Source organism: Sulfitobacter sp. UBA1132 (assembly GCF_002311545.1).
Taxonomy (GTDB): domain Bacteria; phylum Pseudomonadota; class Alphaproteobacteria; order Rhodobacterales; family Rhodobacteraceae; genus Sulfitobacter; species Sulfitobacter pontiacus.
Map to the genome: position 1 here is coordinate 329,822 of NZ_DCAN01000006.1, position 17,522 is coordinate 347,343.

The 17,522-nt window shown below is 60.5% G+C and carries 19 protein-coding genes; 11 read left to right on the forward strand and 8 right to left on the reverse strand.

Going from position 1 to position 17,522, the window contains the following annotated elements:
• Positions 1-48: 48 nt before the first annotated feature.
• A complete protein-coding gene (gene mnmA, locus B4F27_RS05395) occupies positions 49-1,191 on the reverse strand; it encodes a tRNA 2-thiouridine(34) synthase MnmA (protein ID WP_005853429.1) in 1,143 nt (380 codons plus the stop codon).
• A 166-nt stretch (positions 1,192-1,357) separates the two neighbouring features.
• Here mnmA and B4F27_RS05400 point away from each other — a divergent pair, with 166 nt between their 5' ends.
• The 5 genes from B4F27_RS05400 to B4F27_RS05420 all read left to right on the forward strand — a co-directional run bounded on the left by B4F27_RS05400 (position 1,358) and on the right by B4F27_RS05420 (position 6,973).
• Positions 1,358-1,636, forward strand: a complete 279-nt coding sequence (locus B4F27_RS05400) for a DUF1153 domain-containing protein (RefSeq protein WP_286759078.1) — start codon at positions 1,358-1,360, stop codon at positions 1,634-1,636.
• 97 nt (positions 1,637-1,733) lie between these two features.
• On the forward strand, positions 1,734-2,453 hold the full coding sequence (gene ctrA / locus B4F27_RS05405; protein WP_005853432.1) for a response regulator transcription factor CtrA: 720 nt from the start codon (positions 1,734-1,736) through the stop codon (positions 2,451-2,453).
• Between the two features lie 85 nt (positions 2,454-2,538).
• Positions 2,539-4,659, forward strand: coding sequence for an NAD-dependent DNA ligase LigA (gene ligA, locus B4F27_RS05410; protein WP_286759079.1), 2,121 nt, complete (start codon positions 2,539-2,541; stop codon positions 4,657-4,659).
• The gene (gene recG / locus B4F27_RS05415) at positions 4,656-6,746 is read left to right on the forward strand and encodes an ATP-dependent DNA helicase RecG (protein WP_286759080.1); all 2,091 of its coding nucleotides are present in this window, start codon (positions 4,656-4,658) and stop codon (positions 6,744-6,746) included. The genes ligA and recG overlap by 4 nt, the downstream gene beginning before the upstream one ends.
• Before the next feature lie 98 nt (positions 6,747-6,844).
• On the forward strand, positions 6,845-6,973 hold the full coding sequence (locus B4F27_RS05420; protein WP_005853439.1) for a hypothetical protein: 129 nt from the start codon (positions 6,845-6,847) through the stop codon (positions 6,971-6,973).
• A 270-nt stretch (positions 6,974-7,243) separates the two neighbouring features.
• Here B4F27_RS05420 and B4F27_RS05425 read toward each other — a convergent pair whose 3' ends face one another.
• Positions 7,244-7,699, reverse strand: coding sequence for an iron-sulfur cluster assembly scaffold protein (locus B4F27_RS05425; RefSeq protein ID WP_005853441.1), 456 nt, complete (start codon positions 7,697-7,699; stop codon positions 7,244-7,246).
• 75 nt (positions 7,700-7,774) lie between these two features.
• Between B4F27_RS05425 and hisI the strand changes: the two genes are divergently transcribed.
• A complete protein-coding gene (gene hisI / locus B4F27_RS05430; protein ID WP_286759081.1) occupies positions 7,775-8,140 on the forward strand; it encodes a phosphoribosyl-AMP cyclohydrolase in 366 nt (121 codons plus the stop codon).
• A gap of 3 nt (positions 8,141-8,143) precedes the next feature.
• Here the strand turns inward: hisI and gluQRS are convergent, their stop codons facing one another.
• The 3 genes from gluQRS to B4F27_RS05445 form a co-directional block, all read right to left on the reverse strand.
• The gene (gene gluQRS / locus B4F27_RS05435) at positions 8,144-8,980 is read right to left on the reverse strand and encodes a tRNA glutamyl-Q(34) synthetase GluQRS (protein ID WP_286759082.1); all 837 of its coding nucleotides are present in this window, start codon (positions 8,978-8,980) and stop codon (positions 8,144-8,146) included.
• The gene (gene trmFO, locus B4F27_RS05440; protein WP_037944238.1) at positions 8,977-10,329 is read right to left on the reverse strand and encodes a methylenetetrahydrofolate--tRNA-(uracil(54)-C(5))-methyltransferase (FADH(2)-oxidizing) TrmFO; all 1,353 of its coding nucleotides are present in this window, start codon (positions 10,327-10,329) and stop codon (positions 8,977-8,979) included. Before trmFO ends, gluQRS begins: the two co-directional genes overlap by 4 nt.
• Before the next feature lie 301 nt (positions 10,330-10,630).
• Complete coding sequence (locus tag B4F27_RS05445) at positions 10,631-11,407, reverse strand: enoyl-CoA hydratase (RefSeq protein ID WP_414717688.1); 777 nt, start codon at positions 11,405-11,407, stop codon at positions 10,631-10,633.
• Between the two features lie 63 nt (positions 11,408-11,470).
• Between B4F27_RS05445 and B4F27_RS05450 the strand changes: the two genes are divergently transcribed.
• Positions 11,471-11,890: a PaaI family thioesterase gene (locus B4F27_RS05450; protein WP_005853451.1), complete on the forward strand. Its 420-nt coding sequence runs from the start codon at positions 11,471-11,473 to the stop codon at positions 11,888-11,890.
• An 87-nt stretch (positions 11,891-11,977) separates the two neighbouring features.
• Here B4F27_RS05450 and B4F27_RS05455 read toward each other — a convergent pair whose 3' ends face one another.
• Positions 11,978-12,208, reverse strand: a complete 231-nt coding sequence (locus tag B4F27_RS05455) for a DUF1127 domain-containing protein (protein ID WP_005853453.1) — start codon at positions 12,206-12,208, stop codon at positions 11,978-11,980.
• A 98-nt stretch (positions 12,209-12,306) separates the two neighbouring features.
• On the opposite strand from B4F27_RS05455, the gene B4F27_RS05460 reads away from it, so the two are divergent.
• From B4F27_RS05460 to B4F27_RS05475, 4 genes are all read left to right on the forward strand, one after another.
• Positions 12,307-13,737, forward strand: coding sequence for a PLP-dependent aminotransferase family protein (locus B4F27_RS05460; protein ID WP_132996627.1), 1,431 nt, complete (start codon positions 12,307-12,309; stop codon positions 13,735-13,737).
• Positions 13,738-13,899: 162 nt separating this feature from the next.
• A complete protein-coding gene (gene rplM, locus B4F27_RS05465; RefSeq protein WP_005853457.1) occupies positions 13,900-14,361 on the forward strand; it encodes a 50S ribosomal protein L13 in 462 nt (153 codons plus the stop codon).
• Positions 14,362-14,363: 2 nt separating this feature from the next.
• Positions 14,364-14,864, forward strand: a complete 501-nt coding sequence (gene rpsI / locus B4F27_RS05470) for a 30S ribosomal protein S9 (RefSeq protein WP_005853459.1) — start codon at positions 14,364-14,366, stop codon at positions 14,862-14,864.
• A gap of 176 nt (positions 14,865-15,040) precedes the next feature.
• Positions 15,041-16,030 carry an LLM class flavin-dependent oxidoreductase gene (locus tag B4F27_RS05475; protein ID WP_286759084.1) on the forward strand — a complete coding sequence of 330 codons (990 nt, stop codon included), beginning with the start codon at positions 15,041-15,043 and terminating at the stop codon, positions 16,028-16,030.
• Here the strand turns inward: B4F27_RS05475 and B4F27_RS05480 are convergent.
• The gene (locus B4F27_RS05480; protein WP_005853462.1) at positions 16,027-16,644 is read right to left on the reverse strand and encodes a TetR/AcrR family transcriptional regulator; all 618 of its coding nucleotides are present in this window, start codon (positions 16,642-16,644) and stop codon (positions 16,027-16,029) included. The two genes, B4F27_RS05475 and B4F27_RS05480, sit on opposite strands and share 4 nt — an antisense overlap.
• Positions 16,637-17,506, reverse strand: a complete 870-nt coding sequence (gene ppk2 / locus B4F27_RS05485; RefSeq protein WP_037966363.1) for a polyphosphate kinase 2 — start codon at positions 17,504-17,506, stop codon at positions 16,637-16,639. The genes B4F27_RS05480 and ppk2 overlap by 8 nt, the downstream gene beginning before the upstream one ends.
• Between the last annotated feature and the right edge of the window lie 16 nt (positions 17,507-17,522).

Below are 17,522 nucleotides of genomic sequence, written 5' to 3' on the forward strand. Positions count from 1 at the left end.
GGGCGCTGCCCCTCAAACTCCCCGGGATTTCAAACCATTTGGAAGGGGTTAGCCTTTGTGGATCCAGCCGCCGCCGAAGATGCGGGTGCTTTCGGGGTCGTAGAAGACGCAAGCCTGACCCGGCGAGATCCCTTCCTCGGGGGTGAGCAGCTCTACCGTGGCTTCGGTATCCGAGATCGGACGCAGGATCGCGTCTGTCGGAGGGCGTGTAGAGCGTACGCGCACAGCAATGGGCCATTCGCTTTGCGACATGAGCGGGGTGTCACCAAGCCAGTTAATCTCTTTCACGGGCACGGTACGGGTGGCCAGCATCGATTTAGGCCCCACGACGACCTGCGCGTTATCCGCATCAAGTTTCACCACATAGAGCGGGTCGGCCAAGCCGCCGATGCCAAGGCCACGGCGCTGCCCGATGGTGTAGTTGATCACCCCGTCATGCTGCGCCAGCACATTGCCGTCGGTGTCGACGATATTGCCGGGGTTGGCGGCTTCGGGGCGCAGTTTGCGGATCACCGAGGCGTAGTCGCCATTCGGCACAAAGCAGATATCCTGACTGTCGGGCTTGTCCGCCACGCTCAGCCCGTATTTCGCCGCCAGCGCCCGCGTGTCGTTTTTGGACGGCAGGTGGCCAAGGGGGAAACGCAGATAGTCCAGTTGTTCGGGCGTGGTCGAGAACAGAAAGTAGCTTTGATCACGATTGGCATCGGCGGCGCAATGCAGTTCGGCCCCGTCGGGGCCCATCTTGCGCTGGATATAGTGACCGGTCGCCATGCAATCGGCATCCAGATCCTTGGCCGTTTCCAGCAGATCCTTGAACTTCACCCGTTCGTTGCAGCGGATGCAGGGCACGGGCGTGGCCCCGCCTAGATAGCTATCGGCGAATTCGTCAATCACGGCGTCCTTGAACACGTTTTCATAATCCAAAACGTAATGCGGGAACCCCATGGATTCCGCGACACGCCGCGCATCATGGATATCGATGCCCGCACAGCAGGCCCCTTTGCGCGCCAGTGCCGCACCGTGGTCGTACAGCTGCAGGGTGACGCCGACGACGTCATAGCCTTCCTCGGCCAGCATGGCGGCGACCACGGAACTGTCGACACCGCCCGACATCGCCACAACGACGCGGGTGTCGGCAGGTGCTTTGGCAAAGCCCAACGAATTGAGCGGCGGGGTGCGATCAAGCGGCATGAGAATACTCCGGGAGGTTTGAGGCTTAATATAGGAAAATTAGCGGTACTCTCAAGGGGCGACTTCACGGGTCGTTAACATGCGGCGACCTAGCCTGCACCGGATCAAGAACGGGCCGTGAACAGTGGGCGCGTCTTATGTGTAAGGGGTGAAAAGGGGAAAACGTGTGTATTTGAAAAAGGTCGAACGACCCAGGGCGGTGACCTTGCCCGACGGGTCCAGCTTTAGCCTTGCGGATCTGCCGGATCGCAATACCCGCCGGTGGGTCGCATCGCGCAAGGCTGCGGTGGTGCGCGGCGTGTTATACGGGCTGATCTCTGAGGCGGAGGCGGAAGAACGCTATGGCGTGGGTCGGGCAGAATTTGTTGAATGGGTGCGCGCTGTCTCTGAACATGGGGAGGCGGCTTTGCGGGCCACAGCGCTACAAAAGTATAGACAACTTTAAGTTGCTCGCCTAACAAGTTGAGCACTATTAACGAGTGGTTAAACTATTTTGTTCACGGTGCCTTTTATACCAAATCCATTTGAGCGGAGTGAGACACATGCGAATTTTGTTGGTCGAAGATGACCCAACCACCTCCAAAAGCATCGAACTGATGCTGACCCATGCCAATCTGAACACCTATACCACCGATTTGGGGGAAGAGGGCATCGATCTGGCAAAGCTCTATGACTACGATCTGATCCTGCTGGATCTGGATCTGCCGGATATGAACGGGCATGACGTCTTGCGCCAATTACGGCTGAGCAAGATCCAGACGCCGATCCTGATCCTCTCCGGCTCTGACGACACAGAAAACAAGATCAAGGGGTTCGGCTTTGGTGCTGATGACTATCTGACCAAACCTTTCCACCGCGAAGAACTGGTGGCGCGCATCCATGCGATCATCCGGCGGTCCAAGGGCCATTCGCAATCGGTGATCAACGTCGGGCGCGTGTCGGTCAATCTGGACGCCAAGTCGGTGACGGTGGGGGATAAGCCCGTGCATCTGACCGGCAAGGAATACCAGATGTTCGAACTGCTGAGCCTGCGCAAAGGGTCGACCCTGACGAAAGAGATGTTTCTGAACCATCTTTATGGCGGCATGGATGAACCCGAGCTCAAGATTATCGATGTTTTCATCTGCAAATTGCGTAAAAAGCTTAGCAATGCCACGGGTGGCGAGAATTACATCGAGACGGTCTGGGGCAGGGGATATGTGCTGCGCGATCCGGCCACCATGGGCTACCCCGAACAGGAAAGATTGGCCGTCGGCGGCTAGCCACAAAGGAGAGGGAAATATTCTAGACGCGGGGGAGTTCCCTGCGTATCTAGACCCCAGTTGAAACAGCAGGCTGGGGCTTACCGTGACTGATAAAACCGCACTTCAGGAGCTTTCCGAAGAGGAGGCCAAAGCCGAATTGGCGCGGTTGGCTGACCTGTTGGGGCGGGCGAATGCGGCCTATCACACGCAGGACGCGCCCGACCTATCGGACGCGGAATATGATCGCCTGAAACGTCGCAATCAGGCGATTGAGGAACGGTTTCCCGGCCTCAAACGCGCTGACAGCCCCAGCGACAAGGTTGGTGCCGCGCCGGCGGAAGGGTTCGGCAAGGTCCGGCATGACGTGGCGATGCTGTCCTTGGGCAATGCGTTCGAGGATGAGGATGTTGTCGATTTCGATGCGCGCATCCGCAAGTATCTGGGGCTCCCAGTCGGGACGCCGCTGGCCTTCACCGCAGAGCCCAAGATTGACGGGCTGTCGCTGTCGCTGCGCTATGAAAACGGGGATCTGGTACAGGCCGCGACCCGTGGGGATGGTGCCGTCGGGGAAAACGTCACCGCCAATGCGCGCACGATTGATACCATTCCGACACGGATCAAGGGCGCACCGGCGCTGCTTGAGGTGCGCGGCGAAGTCTATATGCGCCACGACGACTTTGATGCGCTGAACGCCCGACAGACGGCCAATGGCGGCAAGACCTTTGCCAACCCGCGCAACGCCGCCGCCGGATCCTTGCGCCAGTTGGATGCCGAGATTACCCGCGCAAGGCCGCTGGCGTTTTTCGCCTATGCCTGGGGGGCCTTGTCCGCGCCACTGGCCGAAACGCAGTTTCAGGCGATAGAGCGGCTTAAGGCATTCGGGTTTGACACCAACCCGTTGACGACGCTCTGCGATGGCCCGCAAGAGATGATCGCGCATTACCGTAAGATCGAAGAGCAACGCGCGACGCTTGGCTATGACATCGACGGCGTCGTCTACAAGGTGAACGATCTGGCGTTGCAAGACCGGCTTGGCTTTCGCTCCACCACCCCCCGTTGGGCAATTGCGCATAAATTCCCTGCAGAACTGGCCTGGACCCGGCTGGAGGATATCACCATTCAGGTCGGCCGCACCGGCGCGCTGTCGCCGGTGGCGCGGTTGCATCCGGTGACCGTGGGGGGCGTCGTTGTCTCGAATGCGACGCTCCATAACGAGGATTATATCAAAGGGCTCGACAGTAAGGGGGCCCGTATCCGCGAGGGTAAGGATATCCGCGTCGGCGACTGGGTGCAGGTCTACCGTGCGGGGGACGTGATCCCCAAGATCGCGGATGTGGACCTTGGCAAGCGACCCGAGGACGCCGAAGCCTATATCTATCCAACGACCTGCCCGGAATGTGGCAGCGATGCCATCCGCGAGGAAGGTGATGCGGTGCGTCGCTGTACGGGTGGTTTGATCTGCCCTGCGCAAGCCGTTGAAAAGCTGAAACATTTCGTGTCACGCGCGGCTTTTGATATTGACGGTCTGGGCGCGAAACAGGTCGAACAATTCTATGCCGATGACTGGATCGCGGAACCGGCGGATATCTTCACGCTCAAGGCCCGCTATGGCAGCGGCATGCAGCAGCTCAAGAACCGCGAAGGCTGGGGCGAGAAATCTGCCGATAAACTGTTTCAGGCCATTGAGGATAAACGCAAAATCCCCCTGTCGCGGCTGATCTTTGCGCTTGGCATCCGCCATGTGGGCGAAGCGGCGTCGAACCTGATCGCGCAGCATTACGGCAGCTGGACCGCGTTCGAGGCTGCAATGGGCCATGCAAAATCCGGGGTTGGCCCCGCCTGGGACGATCTGATCGGAGTGGACGGCGTCGGTCAGGTCATGGCGCAAAGCCTGGTGAGCACCTTTGCCCAAGAGGCCGAGCGTGCCTCGATCGACCGGCTGGTGGCGGAACTGTCGGTGCAGGATGTGGCGCGCCCCGATACCGAAGGCTCCCCTGTGGCAGGAAAAACCGTAGTCTTCACCGGCACGCTTGAAAAAATGACCCGCGCCGAGGCGAAGGCGCGCGCCGAACGTTTGGGGGCCAAGGTCTCTGGCTCGGTCAGTGCGAAAACCGATATTCTGGTCGCGGGGCCGGGGGCTGGCTCCAAGGCCAAGAAAGCGGCAGATCTGGGCATTCAGACATTGGACGAGGACGGCTGGCTTGCGCTGATCGACGGCGCATGACCGGCCGGCCCGAGGCGCTTTTCCCCCTCTTTGCCAAGCTCGAAACGCTGGAAGGGGTCGGGCCGAAAACCGCGCAGAACTTTGCCCAGCTGGGGGTGATGGCCCCGCGTGACCTGTTGTTTACGCTGCCGTATTCCGGCATCGACCGACGGCTGCAGCCCAGTGTCAAGGATGCGATCCTGCCCGCCACTGTCACCGTGGCGGTCACCGTTGGCGCGCATCGGGCCCCTGCAAACAAGGGCGGGGCCTACCGTATTCATGTCGAAGACAGCGCCACGGCCTTTCAGCTGGTCTTCTTTCACGCGCGCGGGGATTACTGGAAACGACAGATGCCCGAAGGGTCACGGCGCGTGGTGTCGGGGCGGGTAGAGCTTTTTGACGGCATCCCCCAGATGGTGCACCCGGATTTCGTCGTGCCCGAGGCCGAGGCGGGCGATATTCCGACGTTTGAACCGGTCTATCCGCTGACCAGCGGGATCACGCAAAAGCTGATGTATAAGGCCACGCGGGCCGCATTGTCGCGGGTGCCAGAGGTCGGCGAATGGATTGATCCTAATCAGAAAAACCAAGAGAACTGGCCAGATTTTCCAGATGCGCTGCAACAGGCGCATGCCCCGAACGACATGGCTGACCTTTCTGCCGCGGCGCCAGCGCGGGCGCGGCTGGCCTATGATGAATTGCTCGCCCATCAACTGACGCTTGCCCTTGCGCGCGCCAAGGACCGGCGGAAGGCGGGTCGCAAGACGGTTGGGGATGGCCACCTGCAGCAGCGCGTGCTTGGCGCATTGCCCTACGCGCCCACCGGTGCACAGACCCGCGCCATCGCCGAGATTGCAAAGGACATGGCCAGCGGCGCGCGCATGAACCGCTTGCTGCAGGGGGATGTGGGCGCGGGCAAAACGCTGGTCGCCTTCATGGCATTGTTGCGGGCGGCCGAGGCAGGCGGGCAGGGCGTGCTGATGGCCCCGACAGAAATCCTTGCGCGTCAACATCTTGAAGGCTTGCGCCCCCTGGCCGAACAAGCGGGTGTGGTGCTTGAGCTTTTGACCGGACGCGACAAAGGGCCCGAACGGCGCGCCAAGCTGAGCGCGCTGGAAAACGGCGCGATCCAGATCCTTGTGGGCACCCATGCGGTGTTTCAGGCCGATGTCGCCTTTGGCGATCTGCGCCTTGCGGTGGTGGATGAACAGCACCGTTTTGGGGTGCGCCAGCGGCTTGAACTTGGCAAAAAAGGGCAGGCCGTCGATGTTTTGGTCATGACCGCGACGCCGATCCCGCGGTCGCTGGCCCTTGCGCAATATGGCGATATGGACGTGTCTGTGCTGGATGAAAAGCCGCCCGGACGCAAGCCCATCCGCACCGCCCTGATTGCCACCGACCGGATGGAGGAGGTCGTGACCCGCTTGCGCGCCGCCATCAGCGAAGGGCGGCAATGCTATTGGGTGTGCCCGCTGGTCGAAGAAAGCGAGGTCAGCGATCTGATCGCCGCAGAAGCGCGGTTCAAACACCTGCGTGCGGCATTGGGCGAAGGCGTGGTCGGGCTGGTCCATGGGCAGATGCCGCCCGCCGATAAAGACGCGGCCATGCGTGCCTTTCAGCAAGGGCAGACCAAGCTGCTGGTCGCCACCACGGTGATCGAGGTGGGCGTCGACGTGCCGAACGCCAGCATCATCGTGATCGAGCGCGCCGAAAGCTTCGGGCTGGCACAGCTGCACCAGCTGCGCGGGCGCGTGGGACGGGGGCAGGCGGCCTCTACCTGCTTGCTGATGTATCAAGCCCCGCTCAGCGAAAGCGGCCGGCAACGGCTGGAGGTTTTGCGCGAAAGCGAGGATGGTTTTGTGATCGCCGAGACGGACCTCAAGATGCGCGGGACCGGTGATCTGATCGGCACGGCGCAATCCGGCGTACCGCGGTTTCGGGTGGCGGATCTGGAGAAACAGGCGGCTTTGATGCAGGTCGCCCAATCGGATGCGCGCGCCTTGCTGGCTGTGGACCCTGATCTGACCACCCCGCGCGGCAAAGCCGCCCGGCTGCTGTTATGGCTGATGCGCCAGGACGAGGCGATCCGTTTGATATCAGTGGGTTAGCGATTTAATCTCATTTTGTTCTCTTTTGTTCTCATAAAGTTCTTTACACAGGGGTTTGAAAATGAGAACAAATAGGCAACGGAAACGGGAGAACGCAAATGACCACGATCCTTACAGTCAAAGCCATTGCCAAACGGTCGAAAGACACGTTGTTGCAAGATGCCGCAGGGGCGGCTGCCTTGGTTGTCATCCTCGTGGTCGGTCTGCACCTTCCCGCCTTCGTTTGACTTCTGCCTGCGTAAACCGTGTTGTTTTGATCTAGCCCGCGCATCTGTCCCAAACTCTATGCGTTGGCGAAGTCCGCAATACCTTCGTCCCTGTGCCCGAGTTGTCCCCTCTGTCACGGATCAAAACGAGCCTTCACGGTCACCGCACCCTTACGCCGCCATCCTGCCCGGATGTGCGGCGTTTTTTTGTGTAGGCGTTCGGTGGGGGGCGTTCGCCGCTGGAGGCATCGCCGCCGCGGCGCTATTGGCGCAGATCGCGGCGGAACGGGCCTAGCCGTTTTGCGCAACCTCTTGGGTCTGTTCCATCGCTTCGGCCAACGCCTCTATCGTCAGCAGGATGGACGCATGACGGTTTTTATAGGCCACTGCGGGGGTCAGCACTTCGAACCCGTCGAAGGGGGCGTCGGGCACGGGGCCTTGGCCTTTCAACATCGCTTTCAACTGATCCCGCGCCGTCTGGATCTGATCCAACGTCGCACCAACTGCCGCCGCACCGGCAACAGCGGCAGAAGCCTGACCCAACGCGCAGGCCTTCACATCCTGCCCCATCTGCGCCAGCTTGCCATCTTCGACCACGACATCGACCGTGACGGTGGACCCACATAGGGGCGAGCGCCGCGTGACGCTGGCATCGGGATTTTCCAAGCGCCCCAGATGTGGGATGTCAGCCGCAAGCCCCAAAATCCGCGCCGAGTATAGCTTGATCAGGTCTGTCTCGTCACTCATGGCTGTTCCTCTGTGTCATTAACCCTTACATAAGCCTTCAAGCGGATGATGCAAAAACAAACTGAAGGCACGGCGATGGACTTTGACACCAGCACATTGAAATTCAACGAAGCAGGGCTGATCCCCGCGATTGCGCAGGATGCGACCACGGGCGACGTGTTGATGATCGCGTGGATGAACGCGCAGGCGGTCACCCAAACGCTGGAAACCGGCCGCGTCACCTATTGGAGCCGCTCGCGTCAGTCGTTCTGGATCAAGGGCGACACCAGCGGCCACGTGCAAGAGCTGGTCGAGCTGCGCATCGACTGTGACCGCGATTGTCTGCTGGTGAAGGTGCACCAGACGGGGGCGGCCTGTCACACAGGACGGCGAAGCTGCTTTTACACGCTGGTTGAGGATGGTGCCGAACGTATCACGCTTGACGTAATGGATGATGAATAGGCGCTAAAGCCCTATCAGTGCACGAATATCTTGTGGTGACGCGCCTTCGCTCCGGTACAAGGAGATTGCGCGCGCGTCATCGCGTTTTGCCAGCCGCTTGCCATTTTCATCACGGATCAGATCGTGGTGGAAATAGCGCGGGGGTTTGTGGCCCAGCAGATCCAGCAGCAACACTTGCACCTGAGTGAAGTCAAACAGATCCACGCCGCGCACCACATGGGTGATCCCCTCGCGGATATCGTCGATGGCAGAGGCAAGGAAGTAGGCGGCGGTCTGGATGTCTTTGCGCCCTACCACGATATCACCGATCTTTGTCAAAAGCGCAGCGTGATCAACGGGATGCGGGCCGGTGTGTAGCGGCCCGTCCTCTATGAACCCCAGCCCGTCTGAGGCTTGCCCAAGCGCGCGGTCCATATGCAGGCGGATGGCGTCATTCGGTCCGCGGTCGTCCATACTGCGCGTTTTGCAGGTTTGCGGATAGACGCTATGCGGTGCCCCTTCCTGCGGCGCGGCGAGCGCGGCGGCAATATCTTTGCGGCTACAGCGGCAGGGATAGGTCAATCGACGTGAAGAAAGCGCCTCAACACTTTGATTATACACATCAAGGCTTTCTGATTGCATCAGGGGTGGTGCATCCCATGTGATGCCCAGCCACGCCAGATCGTCCAACGCTTGGCGCATATATTCGGGCTTTGATCGTTCCAGATCCGTGTCTTCGAACCGCAGCAAGAAGCTGCCACCTTGGGAGCGCGCCATATCATGGGCCACCAGCGCCGAATAGGCGTGCCCCAGATGCAGCGGCCCGGTGGGCGACGGCGCGAACCGGGTCCGAAAGCTCATGCTGCGGGCGTGGTGCCGTCCAGCCAGCCCTGCCAGTCTGTCTTGGCGCGGTCGGTGTAGGCTTTATAGCGATCCTTGCGACCACGACGGCCGGATTTCAGCCCCTCGACCGGTGGGAACAGGCCAAAGTTGACGTTCATCGGCTGGAAGGTTTTCGCATCCGCGCCGCCAGTGATATGGGTAATCAAGGCGCCGGTCGCAGTGGTCGGCGGGGGCGGTGCGGCCGCTTCGCCCTTGATCTCGGCGACGGCCAGACGCCCGGCAAGCAGTCCCATCGCAGCGCTTTCCACATAGCCTTCGACGCCGGTGATCTGCCCTGCAAACCGTACGTTCGGCTGGCTGCGCAGACGCATCTGGTCGTCCAACAGCGTGGGCGAGTTCAGGAAAGTATTGCGGTGGATACCGCCGAGCCGCGCGAAGGAGGCATTTTCAAGCCCCGGGATCATCCGCAGCACCTCGGTCTGGGCCCCGTATTTCATCTTGGTCTGGAAGCCGACGATATTATACAACGTGCCCAACTTGTTATCTCGGCGCAGTTGCACCACGGCATAGGGTTTATTGTCGGGATCATGGGGGTTGGTCAGGCCGACGGGCTTCATCGGGCCAAAGCGCAGCGTCTCGCGCCCGCGTTCGGCCATCACCTCGATCGGGAGGCAGCCGTCGAAGTAACCCGCCGTCTCGCCTTCCTTGAATTCGGTTTTATCCGCGGCCAGCAGCGCGTCGATGAACGCTTCGTATTGGTCTTTGGTCATCGGGCAGTTGAGGTAGGCTGTACGCTCTTCCTCGGTCTCGCCCTTGTCATAGCGCGATTGCATCCACGCTTTGCTCATATCAATGCTGTCATGGTAGATGATAGGCGCAATCGCGTCGAAAAAGGCCAGCGCCTCGGCACCGGTTTCGGCGGCGATAGACTGCGCTAGATCGCCCGAGGTCAGCGGGCCGGTCGCGATGATCCAGTGACCCTCGCGCGGCAGATCGGTGATCTCGCCATATTCGACAGAGATATTTGGATGCGCCATCAGCGCGTCTGTCACCGATTGCGCGAAGGGATCACGGTCCACCGCCAAGGCACCGCCGGCGGGCAGGCGGTGTTTCTCGGCGGTTGCCATGATCAGCCCGTTGGCGGCACGCATCTCCCAATGCAGCAGCCCCACGGCGTTCTGTTCGTTATCATCCGAGCGGAAGGAGTTGGAGCAGACCATTTCCCCCAGCAGCCCCGTCTGATGCGCGAAGGTGCCGACCTTGGGCCGCATTTCATGGAGCACAACCTGAATGCCCGCGTTCGCCGCCTGCCAGGCGGCCTCTGATCCGGCCATGCCGCCGCCGATGATATGGAGTGTATGTGTCATGCCAGCGATGTAGGGCAGGGGCTGGCGCGGTGCAATAGCCAGCGGTGCCTGTCGCGAAACACGTGCCCGCCGCTCTTTGGGCCGTCAAACATATCGACTGAAAGTGAAGGGAGATTTTTGGGGTCGCCGCTGCGGGAACGGTCGGTCAGTGAGAGGCTGACCTGGAGGGACCTTCCGCCGGCGGCGACCCAAAATCATCAAGGCATCTGCCTTGTCTTATTTGTGCCACAAAAGCGCCCGAATTGAAAGCACGAATTCGTGATCTGTGCGGCACCATCGGAAACAGTCTGTTTCCGGCTTACTAATCCCACTCAGGGGTGCGTTTTTCCAGAAAGGCCGCGATGCCCTCGGCCGTGTCGGGGTTGAGCATGTTTTCCACCATCACGTCGCCCGTGTAGACATAAGCTTGCGCGACCGGCATGGCGAGCTGCGCATAGAAGGCCTGTTTGCCGATCTTGACCGCTGTGCCCAGCTTGTCCGCGATCTGCTGGGCCAGCGCTGTCGTCTGCGTCGCAAGCTCGTCTGATGGGGCAATACGGTTGATCAACCCCAGCTCGCGGGCGCGGGCTGCATCGATAAACTCGCCCGTGGTCAGCATCTCGAACGCCTGTTTGCGCGGGATATTGCGGCTGAGCGCGACCATCGGGGTGGAGCAGAACAGGCCAATATTCACGCCGTTCACGCCAAAGCGCGTATCCTCGGCCGCGACCGCAAGATCGCAGGTCGCGACCAGCTGACATCCCGCGGCCGTGGCGATGCCGTGGACTTGCGCGATCACGGGCTGGGGCAGGGACTGGATGCGCGCCATCAGACGGGCGCAGCGTTCGAACAGGTCCTGGAAGCCGGCGACACCCCCATCCTTGGCGTCGCGCAACGCGGTCATCTGCTTCAGATCATGCCCGGCGCAGAACGCCTTGCCCGCCCCGGCAAGGATGACGACCCGTATGTCGGGCCGATGCGCGATCTCGTCCAGACGCGCCTGCAACGCAGCCAGCATCTCGTCCGACAGCGCGTTCAACCGGTCCGGCGCGTTCATCGTCAACCGGACTACCGCACCGTCACATGCCATTTCGACCATTGTCATCTTGAACCCCTCCCGCTTTTCCCTGAGCCTAGCCGCGACATATGAGGGAGGACAAGTATGCCAATTATGATGGATGCCGATGCGCTCGCGGTTTTTATGAAAGACGTGTTCAAGCAGGTCGCCGATGATTTCGCCATCGACCATGTCGGAGAGACGGATCTGACCACACGTTTGCTCACCGCGGACCGGCACCTGCGCCCCGGCGGCACCGTGTCCGGCCCGTCGATCTTCGCGCTGGCCGATGTAAGCGCCTATCTGATGACCTTGGCGCGAATCGGGCCCAAAGCGCTGGCGGTGACCACAAACTGTTCGATCGATTTCATGCGCAAGCCCGCGGCCAATACCGATCTGATCGCCAAGACGCGGTTGCTCAAGCTTGGCAAGCTGCTGTCGATTTGTGATGTGCTGGTCTATTCCGAAGGGCTGGACGACCCTGTCGCGCGGGCATCGCTGACCTATGCCATTCCGCCACGCTGATTGTACCCCACACTGACGGGTACAATCGAAAAAAGGGCCGGTATTTACCGGCCCGAGTGAAGAGGTCTGGACTGCGCCACAGGGACGTTACGCCTTCCAGAACACCCGAATAGACTCATCATGAGCCTGTCGCGGTGTGAGTCCCACGTCTGCCAACTGCCAAGGCTCAAGCTGTGCGAGCGCTTTGCGTGTCCGGCGACGCGATGCCATCTTCGTGACGCAGACCGCAAATTTGACCGCAAGAACAGCGGCAAACGGTGTGCTGCGCTGATTCAGGATTGCCACAGTTTCGTGGTTGAGGGTCAGGGTCTGTGTCATGAGAATCTCCTATTTCTGAATTGTATTGACACAATGTTACGTTTTGCCGTAACAAAGGGGTACAAAATGCGATACATTTTGAAAAGGAAAACATTGTAATGGGTACAATTTGGCAACCTGATCAAATTGACGGGCCAGGCCCCAAATACAAAGCCGTTGTTACAATGATACGAAACGGTATCTCGAACGGCGCTTTATCGGCGGGGGAAAAACTGCCGCCGGTGCGGGAGTTGGCATGGAAGCTTGGCGTCACGCCGGGGACTGTGGCGCGGGCCTATACGATGCTGACCGAAAGCGGGACGTTGCAGGCCGAGGTCGGGCGCGGCACCTTTGTCGCCCTGCCGCCCACGACCCCCGATCGCAACAGCCCGATCGAGATGGATGTGATCGCCCACCACGTGCATCAAGGGACAAAGAACTACCCCGCGGATACCTATGCCGTGAACATGTTCTCGCCGCACCTTCCATCGGCGGGGCAGGCGACGCTGATCCGCAATCTGATGGCCGAGGTCGCTCAGGATCCGGCGTCAGGTGTGATGCATTATCCCAGCCGCACCGGCGCGCGCCCCGCCCGCGAAGCCGTGGTCAAATGGCTGGCCGGCACGCCGTTGGGATCCTTTACCGAGGCCGATGTGATCCTGTCTCACGGCGGGCAAAACGGTCTGTCTCTCGTGTTCCAGTCCATCCTGCAAGGCCGACGCCCCGCCATCGCGATTGAAGAGCTGTCGTACCCCGGGTTCCGCCGCGCGGGCGAGCTGCTGCGCGCCGATGTCATTCCGGTGGCTATGGATAAAGACGGCGTGATCCCCGAAGCGCTGGACGAGGTGGCGCGGAACCATGATCTTCAGATTTTCTGCACCTCGCCCGAAGTCCATAACCCGACCGCCGGTTTCACACCTGTGGCGCGCCGCGAGGCGCTGGTTGAAGTGGCGCGCAAACATGACTTTCAAATTGTCGAGGACGATTGTTATCGCATGCGCGTAGAGCGTGCGCCGACCTACCGGATGCTTGCGCCCGAACGCGGCTGGTATGTATCGTCACTGGCCAAGACCCTGACCCCTGCGCTGCGCATCGGCTTCGCCATCGGCCCCCGCCAGCGCACACCCGATCTGCGTCGCGTGGCCGAGTACAATTGCTTCGGCCTTGCAACCCCGTTGATCGACCTTTGTGCCAAGCTGCTGGTGCATCCCGATATCGACACCATCGCCGAAGGCACGCGTCAGGGCTTTAACGCCTATGTCCAAAGCGCGGTGAATATACTGGGCGGATATGATGTGGCGTGGCGCACCAACGTGCCGTTTTTATGGCTGAGCCTGCCGGTTGGCTGGCGGGCGGGCGCGTTCTGTCAGGCGGCTGAAGGGCAGGGTGTGCAAATCCGCTCGGCCGAGGAATTCGTCTGCCGCGATGCCCGCGCGCCCCATGCAGTGCGGCTTGCGATCAACGCAGGCGTGGCGCTGCACAGCTTTGAGGATGCGATCATGCGCCTGCGACATCTGCTGGACTCTCCACCCGAGCAGTTGAGCGTGTGATTTTTGTGGGGTATAATAATACCTAATTTGCAAGGCATTGTTTTTGTGTGAAAAAATAGGGAATGCGGCGCTTGACGCGGCGAAGGGCGTGTTTATAACCCAGCCATCAGATAGCGGGGTTCGGTTTCGGACCCTTTCACCAAAGTAACGGGAATTCCCTCCATGAAAACCTTTTCTGCAACACCGGCAGATATCGACAAGAAATGGATCATCGTCGACGCTGAAGGCGTCGTCCTTGGCCGTCTTGCGTCGATCATTGCCATGCGTCTGCGCGGCAAGCACAAGCCTTCCTACACCCCTCACATGGATTGCGGCGACAACGTCATCGTGATCAATGCCGAGAAAATCCAGATGACCGGCAAGAAGCGTGAAGAAAACTTCTACTGGCACACTGGCCACCCCGGCGGGATCAAAGAGCGTACCAAAGCTCAGATCCTTGAAGGTGCGCACCCCGAGCGTGTTGTGACCCAAGCGGTCAAGCGCATGCTGCCCGGCAACCGCCTGAGCCGCCAGATCATGACCAACCTGCGCGTTTACGCCGGTTCCGAACACCCCCACGAGGCGCAAAGCCCCGAGGTTCTGGACGTGAAATCCATGAACTCTAAAAACACGCGGAGTGCATAAGCATGGCTGATGAAATCAAAACACTCGAAGGCCTCGAAGCGGCCGTAACCGAGAACATCGGTGGCGTTCAGGGGACAGAAGTTGAAATGACCCCACGCGAGCCCGTGCGTGACGCGCAAGGCCGCGCCTATGCAACCGGTAAGCGTAAAGATGCGGTTGCCCGCGTCTGGATCAAACCAGGTTCCGGTAAAGTCATCGTAAACGGCAAAGCGCAAAACGAATATTTTGCACGCCCCGTTCTGCAGATGATCCTGGCACAGCCATTCACCATCACAGGCACCGACGGTCAGTTCGACGTTGTTGCAACTGTGAAAGGTGGCGGCCTGTCCGGTCAGGCGGGCGCGGTGAAGCACGGTGTTTCCAAAGCACTGCAGCTCTACGATCCCTCCCTGCGCGGCGCGCTGAAAGCGGCAGGCTTCCTGACACGCGACAGCCGTGTTGTTGAGCGTAAGAAGTACGGTCGTGCGAAAGCGCGTAAGAGCTTCCAGTTCTCCAAGCGTTAAGCTTTACTTTACAATTTTTGGAAAAGGCCGCTCCTGCTGGGGCGGCCTTTTTCGTATGCGCCTGAGGCCAGCCGACCCTTCGGGGAGAGTTTATTTCGCAAAATGAAGCCGGCGGGGTGGTTTTGTTTTCCAGGCCGCGTGCTTAGGTAAAGGATGCGTTAAAAACGGAGCCGCCCATGCGATATTCAGTCCTTGATCTTTCCCCCGTGCCCGAAGGGTCAGATGCCCGTCAAGCCATTGCGAATACGATTGATCTGGCAAAGCGGACCGAAGCGGCGGGATATTATCGCTACTGGATGGCAGAGCATCACAACATGCCGGGGATCGCCTCTGCCGCGACATCGGTGTTGATCGGGCATGTGGCGGATCACACCTCTCGCATCCGTGTGGGCGCGGGGGGCATCATGTTGCCGAACCACGCGCCGCTGGCGATTGCAGAGCAGTTTGGCACCCTTGCCACGATTCACGGAGACCGGATTGATCTGGGCCTTGGCCGCGCGCCCGGTGGGGATCAGGCCGTGTACCACGCCTTGCGGCGCGGGATGCAAGGGGGCGACCGTTTCCCCGAAGATGTGGCCGAGCTGATCGGCTATCTTGGCGAGGCCCCTGCGGGGGCGCGTGTGATGGCGCATCCGGGGCAGGGCACGCATGTGCCGGTGTGGATCCTGGGTTCTTCGCTTTATGGCGTGCAGCTGGCGGCGCATTTTGGGCTGCCCTATGCCTTTGCCTCGCATTTTGCCCCCGATGCGTTGGAAGACGCCGTGGCGATTTACCGTCGCGATTTCAAACCCTCGGCGCAGTGGGAGAAACCGCATTTCATGTTGGCGGCGAATGTTTTCGCGGCGGATACCGATGAAGAGGGGGCCTACCTTCGGACCTCCATGCAGCAGGCTTTTGTGCGGTTGCGCACCGGTAAACCGGGCAAGCTGCCGCGTCCTGTGCGCGATATTGACGCCGAAGTTGGCGTTCAGATGCGTCAGGCCGTCGATCAGGCCCTGCGGGTCACTGCCGTTGGCAGCCCCGAGCGCGTCGCGCGGCAACTGTCGCAGATGATTGAGACATATCAACCGGATGAATTGATCCTGACAGGGCAGATCCACGACCACGCCGCGCGGGTCAAATCCTTCGAGATCGCGGCACAGGCCTTGGCGGAGATCGCCGCCTAGTCGTCCGGTCCAACCAGCCCAAGGCCGCGCAGGTAGATGCCTATGCCGCTTTCCAGCAGATCATCTGCGGGAAAGGGAGAGGCCCTGCCGGGGGAATTCCGGGCGAAGAGTTCAACAACCCCGTGGCTCAGCGCCCAGATATGGGCCGAGAACATCGAGGCGGGCGGGCGTTTTTCCAACGGGATATGCTGGCTGAGATCGCTTGCGGCCTGTTCCAGCACCCCATTGGCCCGCGCCGCAGCTGCGGCTAGATCGGGGGTGCGGTTGACGGAAATGCCGCTTTCGAACATCGCGATGTAATGACCCGGATAATCGCGGGCGAAGGCAAGATAGGCGCGGCCCGTCGCCTCAAACGCCTTGAGCGCGGAAGGCTGGCCGGATTGATATGCGGCTTCCATCAATTCGGCAAAGATATCATAGCCTTGCAACGCGCCTTCGGCGATCAGGTCTTCGCGGCCTTCGAAATGCCGATAGACGGCTGCGGGGGTGACACCCGCCTGTTTCGCCGCCTCTGACAGGGTGAACCCCGTGGGGCCGCGATCCTCGATCAGTTTGAGCGCGCCGTCGATCAGCGCCTGTCGCAAGTTGCCGTGGTGATAGCCGCGTTTAGGCATCCCAGATATCCGGCCCGCCGCAAATCTGGTCATCAATCGCGCCGATCGCTTTGGTGTCTTTGCCTGTATAGTCAAACGCGTGGAGCACGGTCCGGATCGCTGCCAGCCGCGCGCGGCGTTTATCGTCAGAGCGGATCACCGTCCACGGGGTCTGCGGCGTATGGGACCGCTGCAGGGTGTCCTTGATCGCGGCGCTATAGGCGTCCCATTTCGCCAGCCCTTTGACATCGATGATGCTGAGTTTCCATTGTTTCAGCGGGTCGCCTTCGCGCGCGAGCATCCGCCGCAGCTGTTCGCCGCGGCCTACGTTGAGCCAGAATTTGAACAGGTGTAGCCCGTCGTCCACCAGCATCTTTTCCAGCGGGACAACCTGATCGAAGAAGGCTTCACGCTGGGCCTCGGTGCAAAAGCCGAAAACCGGCTCGACGACGCCGCGATTATACCAGCTTCGATCAAAGAACACCATGTCGCCGGCGGTCGGCAAATGCTTGATATAGCGTTGAAAATACCACTGACCAGCTTCGGTTTCGGTGGGTTTGGGCAGGGCCACCACATGGGCGGCACGCTGGTTCAGGTTCTGACGGAAGCGCGAGATGGTGCCGCCTTTGCCCGCAGCGTCGCGGCCTTCAAAGATCATCGCGATACGCGTGCCGGTGTCGCGCGCCCATGCTTGCAGCTTGACCAGTTCGATCTGGAGCCGATCCATCTCGCGGTCATATTGCTTGCGCCCCAGACGTTCGGAATGGGGGTAGCTGTCGCTCAGGATATCGTCCTTGTCGGCGCGTTTGATCGCCTTGTTGATGGGCGCGGGCGCGTCGTTTTCGAAATAGGCGCTGATCGCACCGTCAAAGGGCAGGTCCATGGGGGCCTCCTCAAAT